This window comes from Candidatus Thiodictyon syntrophicum, from assembly GCF_002813775.1.
Classification (GTDB): Bacteria; Pseudomonadota; Gammaproteobacteria; order Chromatiales; family Chromatiaceae; genus Thiodictyon; species Thiodictyon syntrophicum.
The window spans coordinates 4,439,478-4,455,199 of the sequence record NZ_CP020370.1 but is presented as its reverse complement, the minus strand read 5'-3'; the positions used below and the strand labels follow the sequence as shown (position 1 = coordinate 4,455,199).

General features: G+C 64.0%; 12 protein-coding genes. 1 reads left to right on the top strand and 11 read right to left on the bottom strand.

From position 1 onward, the window contains the following. Window positions 1–78 precede the first annotated feature (78 nt). Complete coding sequence (locus tag THSYN_RS34100) at window positions 79–696, bottom strand: hypothetical protein (protein WP_157817777.1); 618 nt, start codon at window positions 694–696, stop codon at window positions 79–81. A 615-nt stretch (window positions 697–1,311) separates the two neighbouring features. Continuing rightward, on the bottom strand, window positions 1,312–2,709 hold the full coding sequence (locus tag THSYN_RS18660) for an IS1380 family transposase (RefSeq protein WP_100918249.1): 1,398 nt from the start codon (window positions 2,707–2,709) through the stop codon (window positions 1,312–1,314). Between the two features lie 453 nt (window positions 2,710–3,162). Here THSYN_RS18660 and THSYN_RS18655 point away from each other — a divergent pair, with 453 nt between their 5' ends. Next, window positions 3,163–4,206 (top strand): reverse transcriptase domain-containing protein, encoded by a 1,044-nt coding sequence (locus THSYN_RS18655; RefSeq protein ID WP_216644576.1) that lies wholly within the window; start codon window positions 3,163–3,165, stop codon window positions 4,204–4,206. 180 nt (window positions 4,207–4,386) lie between these two features. Here THSYN_RS18655 and THSYN_RS34095 read toward each other — a convergent pair whose 3' ends face one another. From THSYN_RS34095 to THSYN_RS18615, 9 genes are all read right to left on the bottom strand, one after another. After that, window positions 4,387–4,839, bottom strand: coding sequence for a hypothetical protein (locus THSYN_RS34095; RefSeq protein ID WP_157817776.1), 453 nt, complete (start codon window positions 4,837–4,839; stop codon window positions 4,387–4,389). A 669-nt stretch (window positions 4,840–5,508) separates the two neighbouring features. Next, window positions 5,509–6,591: an IS66 family transposase gene (locus THSYN_RS18650; RefSeq protein ID WP_100920446.1), complete on the bottom strand. Its 1,083-nt coding sequence runs from the start codon at window positions 6,589–6,591 to the stop codon at window positions 5,509–5,511. Between the two features lie 59 nt (window positions 6,592–6,650). Then, window positions 6,651–7,661 carry an IS1 family transposase gene (locus tag THSYN_RS18645; RefSeq protein ID WP_100917404.1) on the bottom strand — a complete coding sequence of 337 codons (1,011 nt, stop codon included), beginning with the start codon at window positions 7,659–7,661 and terminating at the stop codon, window positions 6,651–6,653. 11 nt (window positions 7,662–7,672) lie between these two features. After that, complete coding sequence (locus THSYN_RS18640; protein ID WP_100920445.1) at window positions 7,673–8,365, bottom strand: hypothetical protein; 693 nt, start codon at window positions 8,363–8,365, stop codon at window positions 7,673–7,675. 71 nt (window positions 8,366–8,436) lie between these two features. Beyond that, window positions 8,437–8,793 (bottom strand): IS66 family insertion sequence element accessory protein TnpB, encoded by a 357-nt coding sequence (gene tnpB, locus THSYN_RS18635; RefSeq protein WP_100918902.1) that lies wholly within the window; start codon window positions 8,791–8,793, stop codon window positions 8,437–8,439. Further along, the gene (locus THSYN_RS18630; RefSeq protein ID WP_100918903.1) at window positions 8,781–9,191 is read right to left on the bottom strand and encodes a hypothetical protein; all 411 of its coding nucleotides are present in this window, start codon (window positions 9,189–9,191) and stop codon (window positions 8,781–8,783) included. Before THSYN_RS18630 ends, tnpB begins: the two co-directional genes overlap by 13 nt. Before the next feature lie 485 nt (window positions 9,192–9,676). Further along, entirely contained in the window at window positions 9,677–11,020 is a 1,344-nt protein-coding gene (locus THSYN_RS18625; protein ID WP_100920444.1) for a GGDEF domain-containing response regulator, read from the bottom strand. 172 nt (window positions 11,021–11,192) lie between these two features. Then, window positions 11,193–14,336, bottom strand: coding sequence for a response regulator (locus tag THSYN_RS18620; protein WP_100920443.1), 3,144 nt, complete (start codon window positions 14,334–14,336; stop codon window positions 11,193–11,195). After that, window positions 14,329–15,720: a CheR family methyltransferase gene (locus THSYN_RS18615; RefSeq protein ID WP_100920442.1), complete on the bottom strand. Its 1,392-nt coding sequence runs from the start codon at window positions 15,718–15,720 to the stop codon at window positions 14,329–14,331. The genes THSYN_RS18620 and THSYN_RS18615 overlap by 8 nt, the downstream gene beginning before the upstream one ends. Between the last annotated feature and the right edge of the window lie 2 nt (window positions 15,721–15,722).

Genomic DNA, 15,722 nt, shown 5'->3' with positions numbered 1-15,722 from the left:
GCAACCGGAGTCCCTACGCCGGAGGCGTTCTTTGTCTTCTTCGCTGCTGGGGCAGGGAACTCACCGGGAAACCGTGGACTATTCCCTATTACTTGTTATTGCACTTTTTACCCTGATCGCAAACAATAGCAAGACTGCAAAGTATGCTAAGAGGGCAATTGTCGGGGGTTCCGGAACAGCATTACCCCAAATGCCAACAGAGTAGCTAGACGACACGTCAGTCCCGACACCATTGCTATCCAAGGTAAGTCTGTCGAGCGTGATGGCAATGCTTGTAATTGTGTGATCGGCAAAGTCAGGCGTAGTGCTAAACCAGACGGACTCATTGTTATATGATGTCGTACCAGTCATGTAACCAATGCCTATAATGTCGTCATTGCCGTTAGTCAAGATATCGACGAAAGAAGAAAAGTCGGGGTCTTCAGAGTTTGAGCTGATGTAGAAGGTCTTGCCCACATCCGATTCCGTTAAGAATAGCTCATCGAATAGAGGAAAAACGTAGAGGGCGGAAGGTGCAAATGCAATTACTGGCGTTACATTTGTGACGACCGCAATACCTGAGCTATCGTTTGAAATGTTAGTTATCGAGGCCAATAGCGAAGCAGATGTTGCGTTACAGAAAAGCAGTAAACCGATTATCAACAAGGGGCGGAACGCAGCTTTGCGATTAATCGAGAGTCTCGGTTTCGGTATCATGTTCATATTCGCCGTAGTGTTCACTTGTTGCGGCCCCTTTGGGTAGCCTAACGTAAAGCCTAAAGCGGCGCGCGGCCCTGATGAGCTTGCGAATTAGCAAGACGCCTGTGGCGCGCGCTCGCTTTTTAGGCGTAGGTTATCGCGCCGAGCAAAGCTCGGCGTCTCTTGCCGGGTGAAAGTCCCGGTCGGGTAAGGGTTAGCCGCCCGCCCGTATCGAGTGTTGGTCCCATTGCGGAGTAGGGTAACCTGCGAACAACAGACGGGGCAAGCGTACATAGAGAATCCTGTAGGCCGCAGGGGAGGTCGCGCTCCCTGAAGTGACCTGGTTCAGATCGGGGCAGCTTCGACAGGCCAAGATGCGGAAGCCGACAGTCTTAACCCGAATGTTTCATAAGGGCGCCGCGAGCCCCAGTACCCGAGTGCGGAACTTGGAGAATAACCCTAGCGACGAGCCCGGCAGCCACCAAAACGGCGCGCAGGAGATCAGCGGGAATCGCAGGCGAAGGCGTTTCGCTGCCGTTCGGTCCATCATTTCCGCCCAAAGTGGACCGACGCGCACAGGTCATCCTGCCCGGGTGAGCATCAGCAATACGAAGACCGAATGGATCGGTGGGGTCAGGAGATGAGCGGTCCCGGCGGCCGGGCCAAGAACAAGAGTTCGGTCACCCGATGCAACAGATCCTTGACCGGGCAGTGGGTCGGCAGCTGGAGGCGGATGCGGTCTTTGTATTGCACCACGCGCACGGCGATCTTGAACAATTTGATGATGACCGTGGCGGGCTGGGCCTGGGCCAGTTCGGTATGGACCAGGACCTCGGTGCGTAGCGCTTGGTGCAACACATAGGCGCCGCAGGAGAAGAACAGGCGCATATGATTGGCCAGAAAGCTGTGGTCGGAGGTGCGGTCGCTGGCCAAGTCGTTTTTCATCTTCTTGATGAAATTCTCATCCTGGCCGCGCGCGCAATAGAGATCGCGATAGAGGTTCTCCGGGGTGGGCAGGCGCAGGGAGGTGACGACGAAGCGGGGATTGTCGTCGAAACCCATGACCTCGGCCTTGAGCACGACCCGGAAGGGTTGCGGCCAGGAGCCGGCCGCATAGTCCAGTTCATGGTAGGTGCGGGTATGCACCGGCTCCGACTGGCCCAGGCGTTCGGCATTCTGACACCGGATGGCATGCGTGCGGCGATTGGCCTCCAGATACGGCTGTGCGAAGCGCGCTAACACCTTGTTATTACTGAGGCCGAAGATGAAGTCGGCGTGCGGGTCGTCAAGCGCCAGCTGCATCAGCTCCGGGTTGGAGAAATGCCCATCGCCGCGCAGCACGATGTGGGTCTGCGGCCAGGCCGCCCGCAAGCGTTTGAGCACGCGCCGGATGATCATGGCGTTTTCGGCCCCCGTCGGGCGCTTGCCGGGACGCAGGGCGGCGGTGATGAAGTTCCCGGAGAGTCCCTCGAAGAGAAACAACGGCAGGTAGCAATGACTGCCGTAGTGGTGGTTGTAGAAACTGAACTCCTGCTGACCGTGCGTGGCGTCCTCAGAGTGATCCATGTCGATCACGATGATGCTCGGCGGCGTGGCATAACTGGCGATGAATTGATCGACGTAGCCCTGGGCCATGCGGTAGATGTCTTTGGTGGTGGCCGCATTCTCCAGGCGTGAGATCGTCGGGGCGCTGGCCAGATCGTTCTCGCGGTCCAGGGGCCGACGCTCCAGTGCGAGCTTGAACATCGGATCACTCCGCAGCGCGTTGGCGTCGTTGCCATCCTCATAGGCGCAGGCGATCTGATACACGCGTTGGGCGATGAGGTCACGCGCTGGATGCGTGATGTAGCTGGGGTGACGCTGGTCGTCAAAGGCGGCGGCCAGGCGCTCGGTCAGCCCGATCTGGCGGTCGACACCGCGCAGGATCAGGGGGCCGAAATCCGACGACAGCGCTCCGCCATCGAAGTCCCCGCGCACGGTCAAGCCGTCGATGGGAGGAAAACGCAACTGGACTGGGGTAGACTCTGCCATGGGGCGACCTCGTTTAGCTTCTTCCGAAGCGTTATTGGCGTAACACCAATTATATCAATTGGTTGAACGAGTGTCGCCCCTCTTTGTGAATAATCCGGGTTAACTTGCTGGAAGGCAACACGAACCACCCGCAATGGCAAGGGAGTCCTCAGGCCGTGGCATGCAGGAACAGAGACGCTGGAGAACTCGGGAAGCCCCGAGGGCTCCCGGACGAGGTGAAACGATGAAACCGTCAGTGTTGGGACACGAGAAGGCGATGAGCCCTGAAACAGCGTGGGCACGGGTGGAGGCGTGGAGCATGGAGCGTCCGGGCAGGCCGGAGACGGCCGCATGCCCCTGGGGTGTCTTATCGGGCATAGTAGTCGGAGGCTGGGAAAGCCAGCCACATGGCGAAGGACCGGACGGAAGTACGCAGCCCGTACAGGCAACTCGCGCCGGACAAGCAGGATCGGGATGCCGCGAGCCAACCTCCCTGCGGGGAATAGCAAATCGAGCGAAGACAAGCTCGTCCAACTGGCCGTGGCGAAACTCCTGGGGGCGATCTACGAGGCTGATTTCCTCGACTGCTCCTACGGCTACCGCCCCGGTCGCAGCGCCAAGGACGCGGTGCGCGATCTGAGCCTTGCGCTCACTACGGCCAAGTTCGGCTATTTGGTTGAAGCCGATATCCGAGGATTTTTCGAGCATATGGACCACGACTGGTTGCTGAAGATGCTCTCGTTACGGATCGACGACCGGGCCTTTCTCAATCTCATCTGCAAATGGCTCAAAGCGGGCATTCTGGACACCGACGGAACGGTGCTCCATCCCGAAACAGGGACTCCCCAAGGCGGAATCGTTTCGCCCGTGCTCGCGAACCTCTATCTGCACTATGCGCTCGATCTTTGGGTCGAGCGGGTGGTGAAGCCCCGCTGTCGGGGTGAGGTGCTGCTGTGCCGGTATGCGGACGATTTCGTCTGCGCCTTCCGCTTCGAGGCGGATGCGCGGCGGTTCTATCGGGTGTTGGCGCAACGGCTGGAGAAATTCGGCCTGGCGCTGGCGCCCGAGAAGACGCAGGTTTTGCGTTTTAGCCGCATCCATCCGAGTATGCAACGGCGCGTGACCTTTCTGGGTTTCGAGCTGTTCTGGTTTATCGACCGCGAAGGCATTCCACGGGTGAAGCGTCGCACCGCCCGCAAGCGCTTGCAAGGGGCGATTCGGCGCGTGAAGGAATGGATCAAGAGCCACCGGCACCTGCCGGGCATGGAGTTTGTCACAGGACTCAATCGGCGGCTGGTAGGGCATTACAATTACTATGGTCTACGGGGCAACTCGGCGGACCTGTGGCGCTTCTACCGAACGGCCGTCGTCTGCGCGTTCAAGTGGCTGAACCGGCGCGGGGGTAAGCGTAAGAGCTTCACATGGGCGGCCTTCGGTCGCGCCATCGAAAAGCTTGGTATCGCCAAACCCCGCATCACCGAGTCGCGCTGCTTGCAATACGAACTGGTGTTTGCGTAAAACCTCGCGCTCGCGCGAAAGCGAGTACGACCGAGGAACCGGATGCGGGAAAACTGCACGTCCGGGTCTGTGGCGGGGGCTCCTGGCAACCGGAGTCCCTACGCCGGAGGCAATGTGGTTCTTCGCCGATGCGCGCATTAAGTAAACTGTCACCGGAACCGCCACCGGAACCGCACAAACCTATCCCAAAACGGCCAGTGCCTTTTCTAATGACTCTAGAGCATACTCTACACGCTTATTGTATTCTTTTCCTTCTCTAGGCTGGTATTTCCCGGCCTTAATTTTCTCTGCTGCGAAGTTTGCTCTGCGAACCATGCCGTATGCAGACGAAAGAGGATCAATCTGAATTTGTGTTAAATGAGAAAGAGTACCTGTACTCAACATTGCGGCCCATGCCAAATCTGACATGGTAATGATGTCGCACCATTCCCATCGTCTTTCATCTTTGGCGTCGAATTCAATTTTCCGGTTCACCTCCAATATATCTTTCGCAATATCAATATTAAGCTTGATCTCGGATTTTATTGCCGTAATTATTTTCTTTTTCTCATTGCGAGAGTTCGAGAATTCAGCCAGAGCGAAAGAAACTAACGCCCCGATGATTGCTCCGACAAAGGCACTTATAATTTCCATAGTTATTCTTATCGCCTAAAGTGTTCTAGCTTGGACGAGGATCGCCATGCTAAACCCTGCATCAGGATACTAGTGGGCTAGATCGGACCAGTAAACTAGTGCGCTAGACTGGGTGCAGTCGAGCGAATCAGTATCCTAATCCGCCCTGCCGACACCGCCGCGCCGCCAAGACACCGCTCCAACCGGGACCGCAACCTGGATGCGCTGATCTGCCGCGTCGTGCCGCGGACGATGCCCGCTTGGTTCCGGCGCCGGGTCGCGGCGTTTCTGAAGGCGTTGCGCCCGAAGTCCCTGTCCCGGCTGATGTCTGCGCAGTTGACGGGCTGCCGCCAAGAGGTGTCGAGGCAATCCCGGCCTAGTGGATGGTAGTATCGTCAAACGGCTGACTCGTTGCAACTAGTGTCAATTGATCTAAGTCAAGTCTCCGCTGTGTCCTTCCGGCAAGGCTGCATGAATGCCGAGCGCGGTTCCGGTAGCGTGGGAGCCCCGCGTCATTGGCGAACCCAAGGCCCGCCGTTGTCGCTGTTGGCGGAGCGGGCGAGCCGCCAGTAGCAAGCTGGGATGACGTCTGCCTGCCCGTGCGCGCCCACGCCCCAGCGCGGTGACGGGTCGGGACCTTGGGCGGTGTGGGGAGGAGGCCCGCACGGGCGGCACGGGGCCGCCGCGGGATCAGTCCGGCGCGGGTTCGGCGGCCAGGCGCGCCAGCGCCGTGGTGTAATTCCAGGGCATCCAGGCCGGCGGGTCGAGTGCCACCGCGGCGGGATGGCGCTGCAGCGCGACCAGGTAATCAAACGGCGCCACTTGGTGCAGTTCCGCGGTATGGATCAGACTCATGAACAGATCGCCGACCTTGGCGCCGTTCAAGGTGCGATAAAACAGCGAATTGTTGCGATGCAGGATGGCCTTCTTGAGCGCCCGCTCGCAGATGTTGTTGCTCAGCGGGGCGCCGGGTACGCGCAGAAACAGGGTCATTTTTTGCCAATGATTCTGCATGTAGCGGATCGCCTGACCGAGCCCCGAGTTGGGCTCCACGGCGTGCGTCTCCAACTGCGTGGCCATCCAGTCGTGGAGCGCCTGCATCCGCGGGCCGCTTTCCTGTTGGTGCAGGAGTAAGCGCGCGTGCGGGTCGAGTCCCTGGTGCTGGGCCTGGTGGTCAGTGTGGAACACGGGACGCAGGGTTTCCAGCACGAAGGCGACCTCGTCGGGAAAGGCGTCATGGACCTCGACGAACTTGCGGCGCCCATGGGGAATACAGGACGCGGCCTGCGTGGGATGATCCCCCGGGGTGTTGCGCGCCAGGGCGTCGGACATCTGGATCGGGGGCACGGGGTCGTGGCGCCGGTTGAGGACCTCGGCGAGGTGCTCCCCGGCATGACAAGGTCCGGTTTTGAACAGGGCGATCGGGCCATTGACGGTCTCGGCGACGACGCCGCTGGTGAACACCCCGGTGCGCTCGGCGTTAGCTCCCGGGGGCAGCGCCTCGGCCCGCGCCTCGGCGGTGAATTTCAGGATGCGCATGGTGGTGTCGTCGTTATAGAGCACCGTGCCCTGCGCCGCCTGCTGGGCCAGCTCCTCCACCGCGGGGGCGAGGCACGGCGCGGCCGCCGCGACCACATCCCATTGGGTAGTGGCCGGCAGGGGGATGGCCAGCGCCTGCTCCAGGCGTTGGATGCGATGAAACGGCAGCCCGCAGCCGTATTTCAGCAAGGCGATCATGGCGGCGGCGGTCGCGTCGTATTTCGCCGCGCCCACGCCCGCGGGGGCACTGGTTCAGTTTGGTTCTTCCTTATCCTTATGTTTTTGTAGTATTTTTATAACCTGGGCTGTCGAACTCTAAGGACCTCATCCCACGAGAGTCCCTGCTGGAGAATCCCCAGAGCCACCGCAGGAACCTGTTTTGTCGTGAAGTGGCTGCGAATAAAGTTATGGACAATCCACAACATATCCAATGTTCTTTGCAAACCAGAAATGCTCTTCGCGTACGTATTCGTTCGGCGGCGATAAGCAGAATTCTTTCGCCGAAATGAAGCGTTCGATGCTTCCAAATGATTAGCATGAATATCGGCTGGCGTCACATCTTGATCGGTTTCTGGATGCTCCGGATGAGGGGTTTCGTATTTGGGACGCGAGTGCCCCGTTCTATCAGTTCCTTTCCCTTTATTCTTAAGGCGCACCTTCACACCGCGACGAAGCACTTTCGGTGGGCGGCCGCGTTTTCCGGTTCGCAATACTTCGTGGCAAATTTCAAACAGGAGATTGCCATACCGACGTTCCCCGTCGGTGACTAGAGTGACATCGCCAGTACGCAGGATGACATCTCTAAGTATTTGTATGGCATATGAAAATAGGCTGCGATCCTTTTTCCCGCACTGAAGCGCCCAGATAAATCGACTTGCCCTTTCCATCAGTACGATCGTCCAGCCTTCACAATCCTCCGGGGGGACATTCCTATTCACTTTCGTATAAAGCTCATCACCTTCGATCAGTTGCTCAATAAAGGTGTGCGTCAGGGCATATATGACCAGCACATCCTTGCAATCGGCCAGGCGACGCTCCCATAGGAGCAACGTATTCTTCGCAATCGCGAAGGCCCGGCAGGCGGCGTTCAAGCCGATCCCCTCAGTGCGCGTTTTGAGCACTTGAATGATGAAGCTGGTCGGTTTCCTGAGCCCCTCGATAAGGGTGGCTTTGGTCTCGGAAAAGAGCCTATTGCAACTTTGACATCGCCACAGCAAACGCGTACCGTTATGACCGGTTTGATACGTCTTGTGATGCCGACAATTCTGTGAATTGCAATGAGGGCATGTCCATTGTCCGTTCAAGAAGTTCTCACTTATTCAAAAAGTGACGGAAACCCGCGCCGAACTAGATATATTACATATATTTCAATGTCTTGTAAACAGGAATTAAACTGAACCAGTGCCCCCGCGGGGGGGTCGGCCGTAAACACCGTGCCGCACAGCCCACAGCGCAGCCGCTCCAGGGTGTAGACCTGCGCCTGCAGGGGCGCCACGCCGGTGACGCGCACCAGGACGGCGGGCTCCTGGCGTTGGACATAGACCCGGCCGGTGCAACCGGGCTCGGGACAGGGGTCGCCCTGCTTCAAGGTGGCGTGGGCAACCGGGATGCGCGGGGCGCGGGGATACTTGTCGGCCCCGTTGCGGCCGTGGCCAGTGCGTGTCTTTTGGTGGGGCGGCAGCGTGGCATCGCCGTCGCTGGCGCCCGGCGCCGCCGGGTCGGCGTCGGCCGGCGGCGCCGGGGCATCGCGCGGCGCTGGCTGGTCCTTGCCCAGGACCGTGTCCGTGGTCTCGGTGCGGGGTCCGAAAATCAGCCGACGCACCCGCTCCAGGGTGGTGGTCGTGGTCTCCAGTTCCTCGGTCAGGCGCGCCAAGGTGTCGACCGCCGCCTTGAGGGTGGCGTGGTCATCCACCGGCAGCGCTTGGGTACGGGTGCGCTCGACAATGGCATCGAGTCGCGCGATGGGGACCGACACCCGCGGGGTGCGCGGGTTCTTACGCCGGCTCATGCCGCGACTGGCCGGTGGTGCAGGAGCGTCGTGTTCATACACGGCGTTATACCGCATCGTACACCGCCACGTCACGCCCCCGGCGTCAACGCCCGCCACACCGGCGCCCCCGCCGCGGCGCGCCAATCCCCACCGGCGAGCAATACCGCCAGTTCCTGGGGGGCCAGCACCTGCCCCGGCGGGCCGCTCGGCCAGTGCCGAAAGCGGCCTTCGGACAGGCGCTTCTGACACAGCCAGAAACCCTGGCCGTCGTAGACCAGGAGCTTGATCGCGGTACCGCGGCGGTTGCGGAAGACGAAGAGTGCTCCACTCATGGGCTCGTCCGCCAACACCTGGCGCACCCGCCGGGCAAGACCATCAATGCCTTGGCGAAAGTCCGCCGGGTCCGTCGCGACCAAGACCCGCAACTGCGGGGTCAGGGCAAGCACGGCGCCGCCTCCCACAGGCGACACGCCACCGTCGCGACCTCGCCGGTCGCCGCCCCGGTCCACTCGATGCGCAACGAACGACCACGGGCGTCGGACAGGGTCAGCACGCAGCCCGGCCCCGACGGTGGTAAGCCCAGCATCATTTCCACAAAGGCCGGCGGCGCCGTGGTGGGCACCGGCAGGGGCGCTGTCCGCGCCGTCAGCCGCCGCTTCAAACCGGCGTAGTCCAGTCGCAGCGTCGTGGCGACCTTGCTTACCCCATGGCGGGCGGCCAGTTCAACCGCCCGCGACCACAGTTCCGCGGGAATGCGCGCGCCCTGGGACGTGGTGTTGCGCCAGTGGGCAAAGGCCGCGGCCGTCTGTGCCAGATCGGCCGCGGCGGGAAGTGACAGTGACATCGTGGAGCCTCCGGATCACCAAAAACGGGGCTCCTACGCTACCGGGCTAGGGACGGGATTTCATGCAGCCTTACCGGAAGGACACAGTCTCCGCTGGAACACCCAAGTCCGGGGATCACTTACACAAAGACACAAAGAACACCAAGAAAAACAAATTATTGAAGGCGTTGGGCCAATCACCGCGCGGGTGACCTCCTCGACCTACAGATCGCGTTGAAAATCTTTGTGATCTTTGTGTCTCTGTGTGAGAACTAACCTTTCTGGGATGATGCGGCGGTTCGACGTGATGGGCCTTGGTCTTAATCCCGGCCCATCAGCCGACGGTGAGGGGTGTGGTCCGCACAGCGGACCCTACCGGATGCCTCAGCGGCTGTCGGTTGCGTCGCGTGCGCCGGGCGCATGCCCGGCCGCTCGCGGCGGACGCACCGGTCGGCGCTTCGGCTTGGAAGCTGCGCCACCCGCAGGGGGCTGACGCACCGCCTCGCTCACCGACCGGCGGGTAACGGCGCCATTGCCACGCCGCGCTTGCCGCGACTCTTGACCGCGTACATTGCCTCATCGGCACAGCGCAACAGGGTGGCGCCGTCCGGCCCGTGGTCCGGGAACAGGCTGACGCCGATACTGGCGCCGAGCGCGGCCGGTCCCTCGGCAAGCTCGATGGGCGCGCAGATCGCCGCGAGCAGGCGCCCACCCAGATCCAGCACCGCGGAACTCCCGGGCACGTCGCGCAACAGGACGGCGAACTCGTCGCCGCCGAGCCGGGACACGGTGTCCGGCCGCCGCACCACCAACTGCAGGCGCGCGGCCACCTGGCACAGCACCTGATCGCCGGCGGCATGACCCCGGGTGTCGTTGACTGCCTTGAACCCGTCGAGATCCAGGAAGATCACCGCCAGACGCTCGCCGGTGCGGCCGGCCGTGGCGACCGCCTCGTGCAGGAGGTCTTCGAACCGGCGGCGGTTGGCGAGTCCGGTCAGGCTGTCGCGATGGGCCAGCTCCCCGTAGCGGGTCACCTGGCGGCGCAGGCGCTGGTCCTCCAGTTCCCGCGCGGTCACGTCCTGAAGCCGCAGGATCAGGCCGAAGTTGGCGCCGTCCACCCCGCGCAGGGCCCGCGCGTGGGCCTCCGCATAGAACTCACCGGCCAGGGGGTCGACGCGGTGCAGCAGCAGCTCGAGCGGGGTGTCGGCGGCCGCCGCGCCGGCGCGGATGCGCGCGAGGATCGCCGACGGGTCCGACTCCCCGGAATCGGGCTCGGTCACCCCCGGGGCCAGCCGCAGCGGGGCGTCCAGCGCCGCTTCCGCCACCAGGGGATGGCGGGCGGCATCCTGGTTGATCCAGCGCACCACCCCGTCACGGTCACAGACCAGGGTCGGATCGGGGATCGCATCGACCAGGGATTGGAAGAAGGCGCGGTCCTGACGCAGGCGGCGCGCGGCCTCGGCCGCTTCCACCAATTGCCGCACCCGGTTGCGCAGTACGGCCCAGTGGATGGGTTTGGTGACGTATTCGGTGGCCCCGGACTTGAAGGCCCGATCCACTGACTCCTCGTCCTCGTAGCTGGTGATCATGATGATCGGGACATGGCGCCCGGCGGGGAGCGCCCGGATCGCCTCGCAGGCGGCGAAGCCGTCCAGCACCGGCATGGCCGCATCGAGCAGGACGATGTCGGCCCCTTGTGCCTGGAATCGCTCGAGCGCGCGCTGGCCATTGTCCGTGGTCTGGACCTCGAATCCGAGCTGGGAGATGAACTGCTGCATGGCGGCGCGCAGCACGCCATCGTCATCCACCACCAGCGCGCGGTAAGGCCCGCCTCGATCGGCGATCAACATAACCCTAAAATCCACAGATGGACACAGATGAACACAGATTTTCTCTGAAGCGTCATGCGCGGATTTATTTGCGCTTATTTGCGTTCATTTGCGGCCAAATACTCTTATTGGGATAATCTGTGTTCATCTGTGTTCATCTGTGTTCATCTGTGGATAAAAGATCTTTCCAGGATCAGGCGCAGGCCCCGCTGTCCGCCCCCGGCAAGGCGGCGAGCGCCGCCAGGAACCGCTGTGTCTCAGCCTCCAGCGCCGCCAGCAGGGGCGGTGCCGCGCCCAGTTCCCCGGACTTGCCCAGTGCCTCCAGGGCGCGCGCCACGCGGACCAACTCGCGGCCGCCCAGGTTGGCGACGGACCCGACCAGGGTGTGGGCGGCAATGCGGATGCGTTCCCCATCGGCCGTCTCGACCCCCAGCCGCAACTCGGCCACGCGCTCTGGGATGTCCGCCAGCGCGGCCTCGATCACCACACTGAGGTCGCCGATGGCCTCGCGCAGTGCCCCGATCGCCCGCTGGTCGATCGGGCTGACGGCGGGGGGCTCGCTCGCCGTCTCAAGCTCAGACCCGCTCGCGGTCACCGCGTCCGCGTACGGCGCCGCCGCGGCCGGGGGTTGGGGGCGGCGCCACCAGCGGTCCAGGGTGGCGAGCAGGTCCGGGGCGCGGATGGGTTTGGGCAGGTAGGCGTCCATGCCGGCGGCGAGGCAGCGGTCGCGCTCGGCCGGGTAGGCGTGCGCGGTCAGTGCGATCACGATCTGGTGGCGGCCGTCGGTCGCGCCCTCGCGCTCGCGCAAGGCCCGGGTGGCGGTGAGGCCGTCGAGCACGGGCATTTCGCAGTCCATCAGCACCACGTCGAACGATTCGGCGGCCAGGGTGTCGAGCGCCTCCTGGCCGTCGCTGGCGATGCGGATGGCGCACCCGGCGCGCCGCAGGATGCCGTTCAAGACCATCTGATTGACGTGATTGTCCTCGACCGCCAGCACCCGGCAGCCGTCCAGTCGCAGGCGCGTCGGGGTCCGCTCCACCTCGGCCGGATCGGCATGGCCGCCCCCGAACAGCAGCGACAGGGCCTCGAGCAATTGGGTGCGGCGGATGGGCTTGACCAGGGCGTCGTCGGCGCCCTGCTCACGCGCCTTGCGGCCCTCTCCCACCTCGTCCATCGAGGTCTGCAGGACCACCCGGACGGCGCGCAGGGCCGGGTCGGCCCGCAGGTAAGCGAGCACCGCGAAGCCGTCCATCCCCGGCATCATGCGGTCGAGCAGGACCAGATCGAAGGCCCGCCCCGCGGCCTTGGCCTCCTCGATCAGCCGGACCGCGGTGGGCCCGTCGGGCGCCTCGGTACAGCCCATGGACCAGGCACTGCACATGCGCTGCAGGTAGAGCCGGTTGGTGGCGTTGTCGTCCACGATCAGGACGGTGCGGCCCGCCAGCACCCCCAGGTCGCTCATCCGCCAGGGGGGCGCGGCGGGCTCTGCGCTGGTCTCCAAGGTGACGACGAAGCTGAAGCTGCTGCCCGCGCCGGGGGCGCTCTCCAGGTCCAGGGTGCCGCCCATCATCTGCACCAACTGGTTGCTGATGGCAAGCCCCAGGCCGGTGCCGCCGAAGCGCCGGGTGGTGGTGTTGTCGGCCTGGCGGAAGGCCTCAAAGATATGGTCACGCGCCGCGGGGCTGACCCCCATACCGGTGTCGCAGACCGCGAAACCGACCGCCGGGCGCGCGGCCTCGGGCTCATCGAGCCACACCCGCAGCCCCACCTCCCCGCGCTCGGTGAACTTGATGGCGTTGCCGATCAGGTTGATCAAGACCTGGCGCAGTCGGGTCGGGTCGCCGATGACATTGGTCGGGACCTCGGGCTCGACGTGGCAGATGACCTCCAGGCCCTTGCCGATGGCCTTGCCGGCGAACATCTGCATGGTCTCCTCGGCCAGTTCCGGGAGGTTGAAGGGGGTCCGTTCCAGTTCCAGCCGGCCGGCGTCGATCTTGGAGAAGTCCAGGATGTCGCCGATGACCCCCAGCAGGCCCTCGGCGGAGCTGATCCCGGTGTCCACGTAGTGGTCCTGCTCCTGGGTCAGCTCGGTGCCCTTGAGCAGCTCCAGCATCCCCAGGACGCCATTCAAAGGGGTGCGGATCTCGTGGCTCATGCTGGCCAGGAACTGGCTCTTGACGTTGGCCAGTTCCACCGCCCGGTCCCGCGCCTGCTCCAGGATCTCCGCCTGGTCGGCGCTCGCGGTCACGTCCTGCACCAGCACCACCCGGTCCCCGGACTCCCCATCCACGCTCTGAACATTGAAGGCGCGGCGGCGACCGTCCTGATCCTCACACCGGTGGGGCAGGGCGCCCAGACTTTGCGGGTCGAAGCGCGTGAGGCCGCCGCACTCCCGGGCAAAGCGGTCCATGGTGGCGTTGAAGGCCTTGAAGCCCTCGGGGGTGGCGGACATGACCCCGATATCCAGGGCCTGGGTGGCGGTAAACAGGATGTCCAGGTCCCGCGCCTGGCGGTTGGCGCGCAGGGTGCGCATGATGGAGGCGATGCGCATCAGAAAGATGTTGATCGGGTCGTCCTTCCAGATCAGGTCGATGGCCCCGGCGTCCAGGGCATGCTCGATCACGTCCTTGCGCTGGGAGTGCATCACCACCGTGATGTCGCGGGTGCGGTCGTCGGCGAGCAGGGCGCGGCACAACTCATCGCCATTGCCCCCCGGCATGAAATAGTCCACCACCGCGAGTTGAGGCTTATGGTGCTGGGCCACCGCGACCGCCTCATCCATGGAATTGGCGATCACCACCGCGTAGCCGTTGTTGCGCAGCAGGTCCCCATACTTGGCACAGACCGTCGGGGAATCGTCGACGAACAGGATGGACCCGCCCAGTTGCTCGCGGTTGCGCAGGAGCTGGCGGGCGCGCCAGTCGCCCAGGCCGCCGGCCTCGCTGTAAGTCGTGAGAAACTTACGCATCCGGTAGGGCAACAGCCGCAGGTCCTCCTTGAGCTGGATATCGTTGTTGGGGCGGTGGCTGGCGAGTTGATAGGCGCGATCATCCGGCTGCTCGGTGAAGATCATCACCGCCAGTTGGTCCAGGCGCCGTTCGGCGCCGATGCGCTCCAGCAATTCCCAGCCGTTCATGCCGGGCATCAGCCAGTCCAGCAGGAGCCCGTCGAACGGCTGGCCCCCATCCAGGGCCGCGAGCAACAACTGGTAGCCGTCCTGCGCGTTGCCGGCGGCGCTGCAGGCCATCCCGGCGGCGCTGAGCGACTGGGTACAGACCGCGCGCATGGTCGGCGAGTCATCGACGATCAGGACGCGGAAGCGGGTCTGTTCAGGCATGGTCGGAACCCGGGCGCAGCAGTCCCAGGCTCGGGTGCCCCGGGGCGCGCCGCGCGATCTCCCGCAGGTAGCCCTGGGCCAGGTCCTTGAGGCCCTTCTTGTGCAGCAGCAGGGCGATCAGGGCCAGGGCCTCCACATAGTCGGGGGGGCTCAAGTCCAGTTCGCCCTCGTCCACCGCGTGGAGCAGGGTCTCGGTCACCTCCAGGGCCTCGAAGTCCTCACCGCAGTCGGCCAGGACGAGCGCCTTGCCGAGCCGGGCGCGGGCGTCCGCGGGATGGCCGGCGAGGATCGCATTGAAGGCGAGCAGGGCCTCGGCGAACCGCTTGGCCTGATAGTGGGCCTGCGCGTGCGCCAGGCGTGGCTGACCGGCGGGCGGGGGCGACGGCGGGGCGGGCCGGGCCGCGGCGGGCGCGGCCGGCCGCTGGGCCGCACGCGCTGGTGCGGTCGGGGTCGGGGTGACCGGGGGGGGCGGGCGGTCGCCGTCGGCCGTCCACCGTGGGCCTGGCAGCGGGACCGCGGCGCCGGGGGCCGGGTCCCGGCGGGAATGCCCGGCCGGGGCCGGGTGGGCCGGGCCCAGGGGGCGGAAACCGACGCAGCCGTCGAGTTCCTGCATCCGGAACTGCTCCCGGGGGATGTTCCACTCCGCATGGTCAACGAACAGCCAGCCGTCCGGCTCCAACAGACGCCCGAGCACGGCCAGCGCGCGGCTGGTGGTCTCGGGATCGAAATAGATCAGCAGGTTTTCGCAGAAGATCACGTCGAAGCGCCGGGCCAGGACCGTCGCCGCGTCCTCCAGCAGGTTGACCTGATGAAAGCTCACCCGCCCCAACAGGGCCGGCTCCAGGCGATAGGTGCGCGGACCCCACGGGGTGAACCAGCGCTGGGCCGTGGTCGGGTCGGTACGGCGCAACGCGAGCGGTCCGTAGTCGCCGCGGCGCGCATCGGCCAGGCAGGTCGCGGAGATGTCACCCGCCACGAGTTCCACCGCCCGCGGCGGGATGCGGTGCTCCTCGCACAGGATGGCCAGGCTGTACGGCTCCTCCCCCCTGGCGCAGGGTAGCGACAGGATACGCGCCGGTTGGCCGGGACGGCAACGCATCAGCTCCGGGATCAGGCGCGTGATGGTGACCCGCATCTGGTCTTGGGCGCGAAAGAAATAGGATTCGTTGGTGGTGATGGCATCGATGAAGGCCTGCGGCGGCAGGACCCCGCCTTGGAGCCGGTCCAGATAGATGACCGGGTCCAGTCCGTGGCGCTCGGCCTCCAGGCGCACCGCCAATTCCACCGGGGCCTGATTCTGCTCGGTGATACTGATACCGGTGCGGCCGCGGATCCAGGCCCGCAGGGTCTCGCCGACCACGCGGCCGTTGCTGGCGTCGGTCATGT

Excerpts from the sequence above, each read along its gene's own strand:
- THSYN_RS34100 (WP_157817777.1), bottom strand. The coding sequence starts at position 696 with ATGATACCGAAACCGAGACTCTCGATTAATCGCAAAGCTGCGTTCCGC.
- THSYN_RS18660 (WP_100918249.1), bottom strand. The coding sequence starts at position 2,709 with ATGGCAGAGTCTACCCCAGTCCAGTTGCGTTTTCCTCCCATCGACGGC.
- THSYN_RS18655 (WP_216644576.1), top strand. The coding sequence starts at position 3,163 with ATGCCGCGAGCCAACCTCCCTGCGGGGAATAGCAAATCGAGCGAAGAC.
- THSYN_RS34095 (WP_157817776.1), bottom strand. The coding sequence starts at position 4,839 with ATGGAAATTATAAGTGCCTTTGTCGGAGCAATCATCGGGGCGTTAGTT.
- THSYN_RS18640 (WP_100920445.1), bottom strand. The coding sequence starts at position 8,365 with ATGAGCCGGCGTAAGAACCCGCGCACCCCGCGGGTGTCGGTCCCCATC.
- THSYN_RS18630 (WP_100918903.1), bottom strand. The coding sequence starts at position 9,191 with ATGTCACTGTCACTTCCCGCCGCGGCCGATCTGGCACAGACGGCCGCG.
- THSYN_RS18625 (WP_100920444.1), bottom strand. The coding sequence starts at position 11,020 with ATGTTGATCGCCGATCGAGGCGGGCCTTACCGCGCGCTGGTGGTGGAT.
- THSYN_RS18620 (WP_100920443.1), bottom strand. The coding sequence starts at position 14,336 with ATGCCTGAACAGACCCGCTTCCGCGTCCTGATCGTCGATGACTCGCCG.
- THSYN_RS18615 (WP_100920442.1), bottom strand. The coding sequence starts at position 15,720 with ATGACCGACGCCAGCAACGGCCGCGTGGTCGGCGAGACCCTGCGGGCC.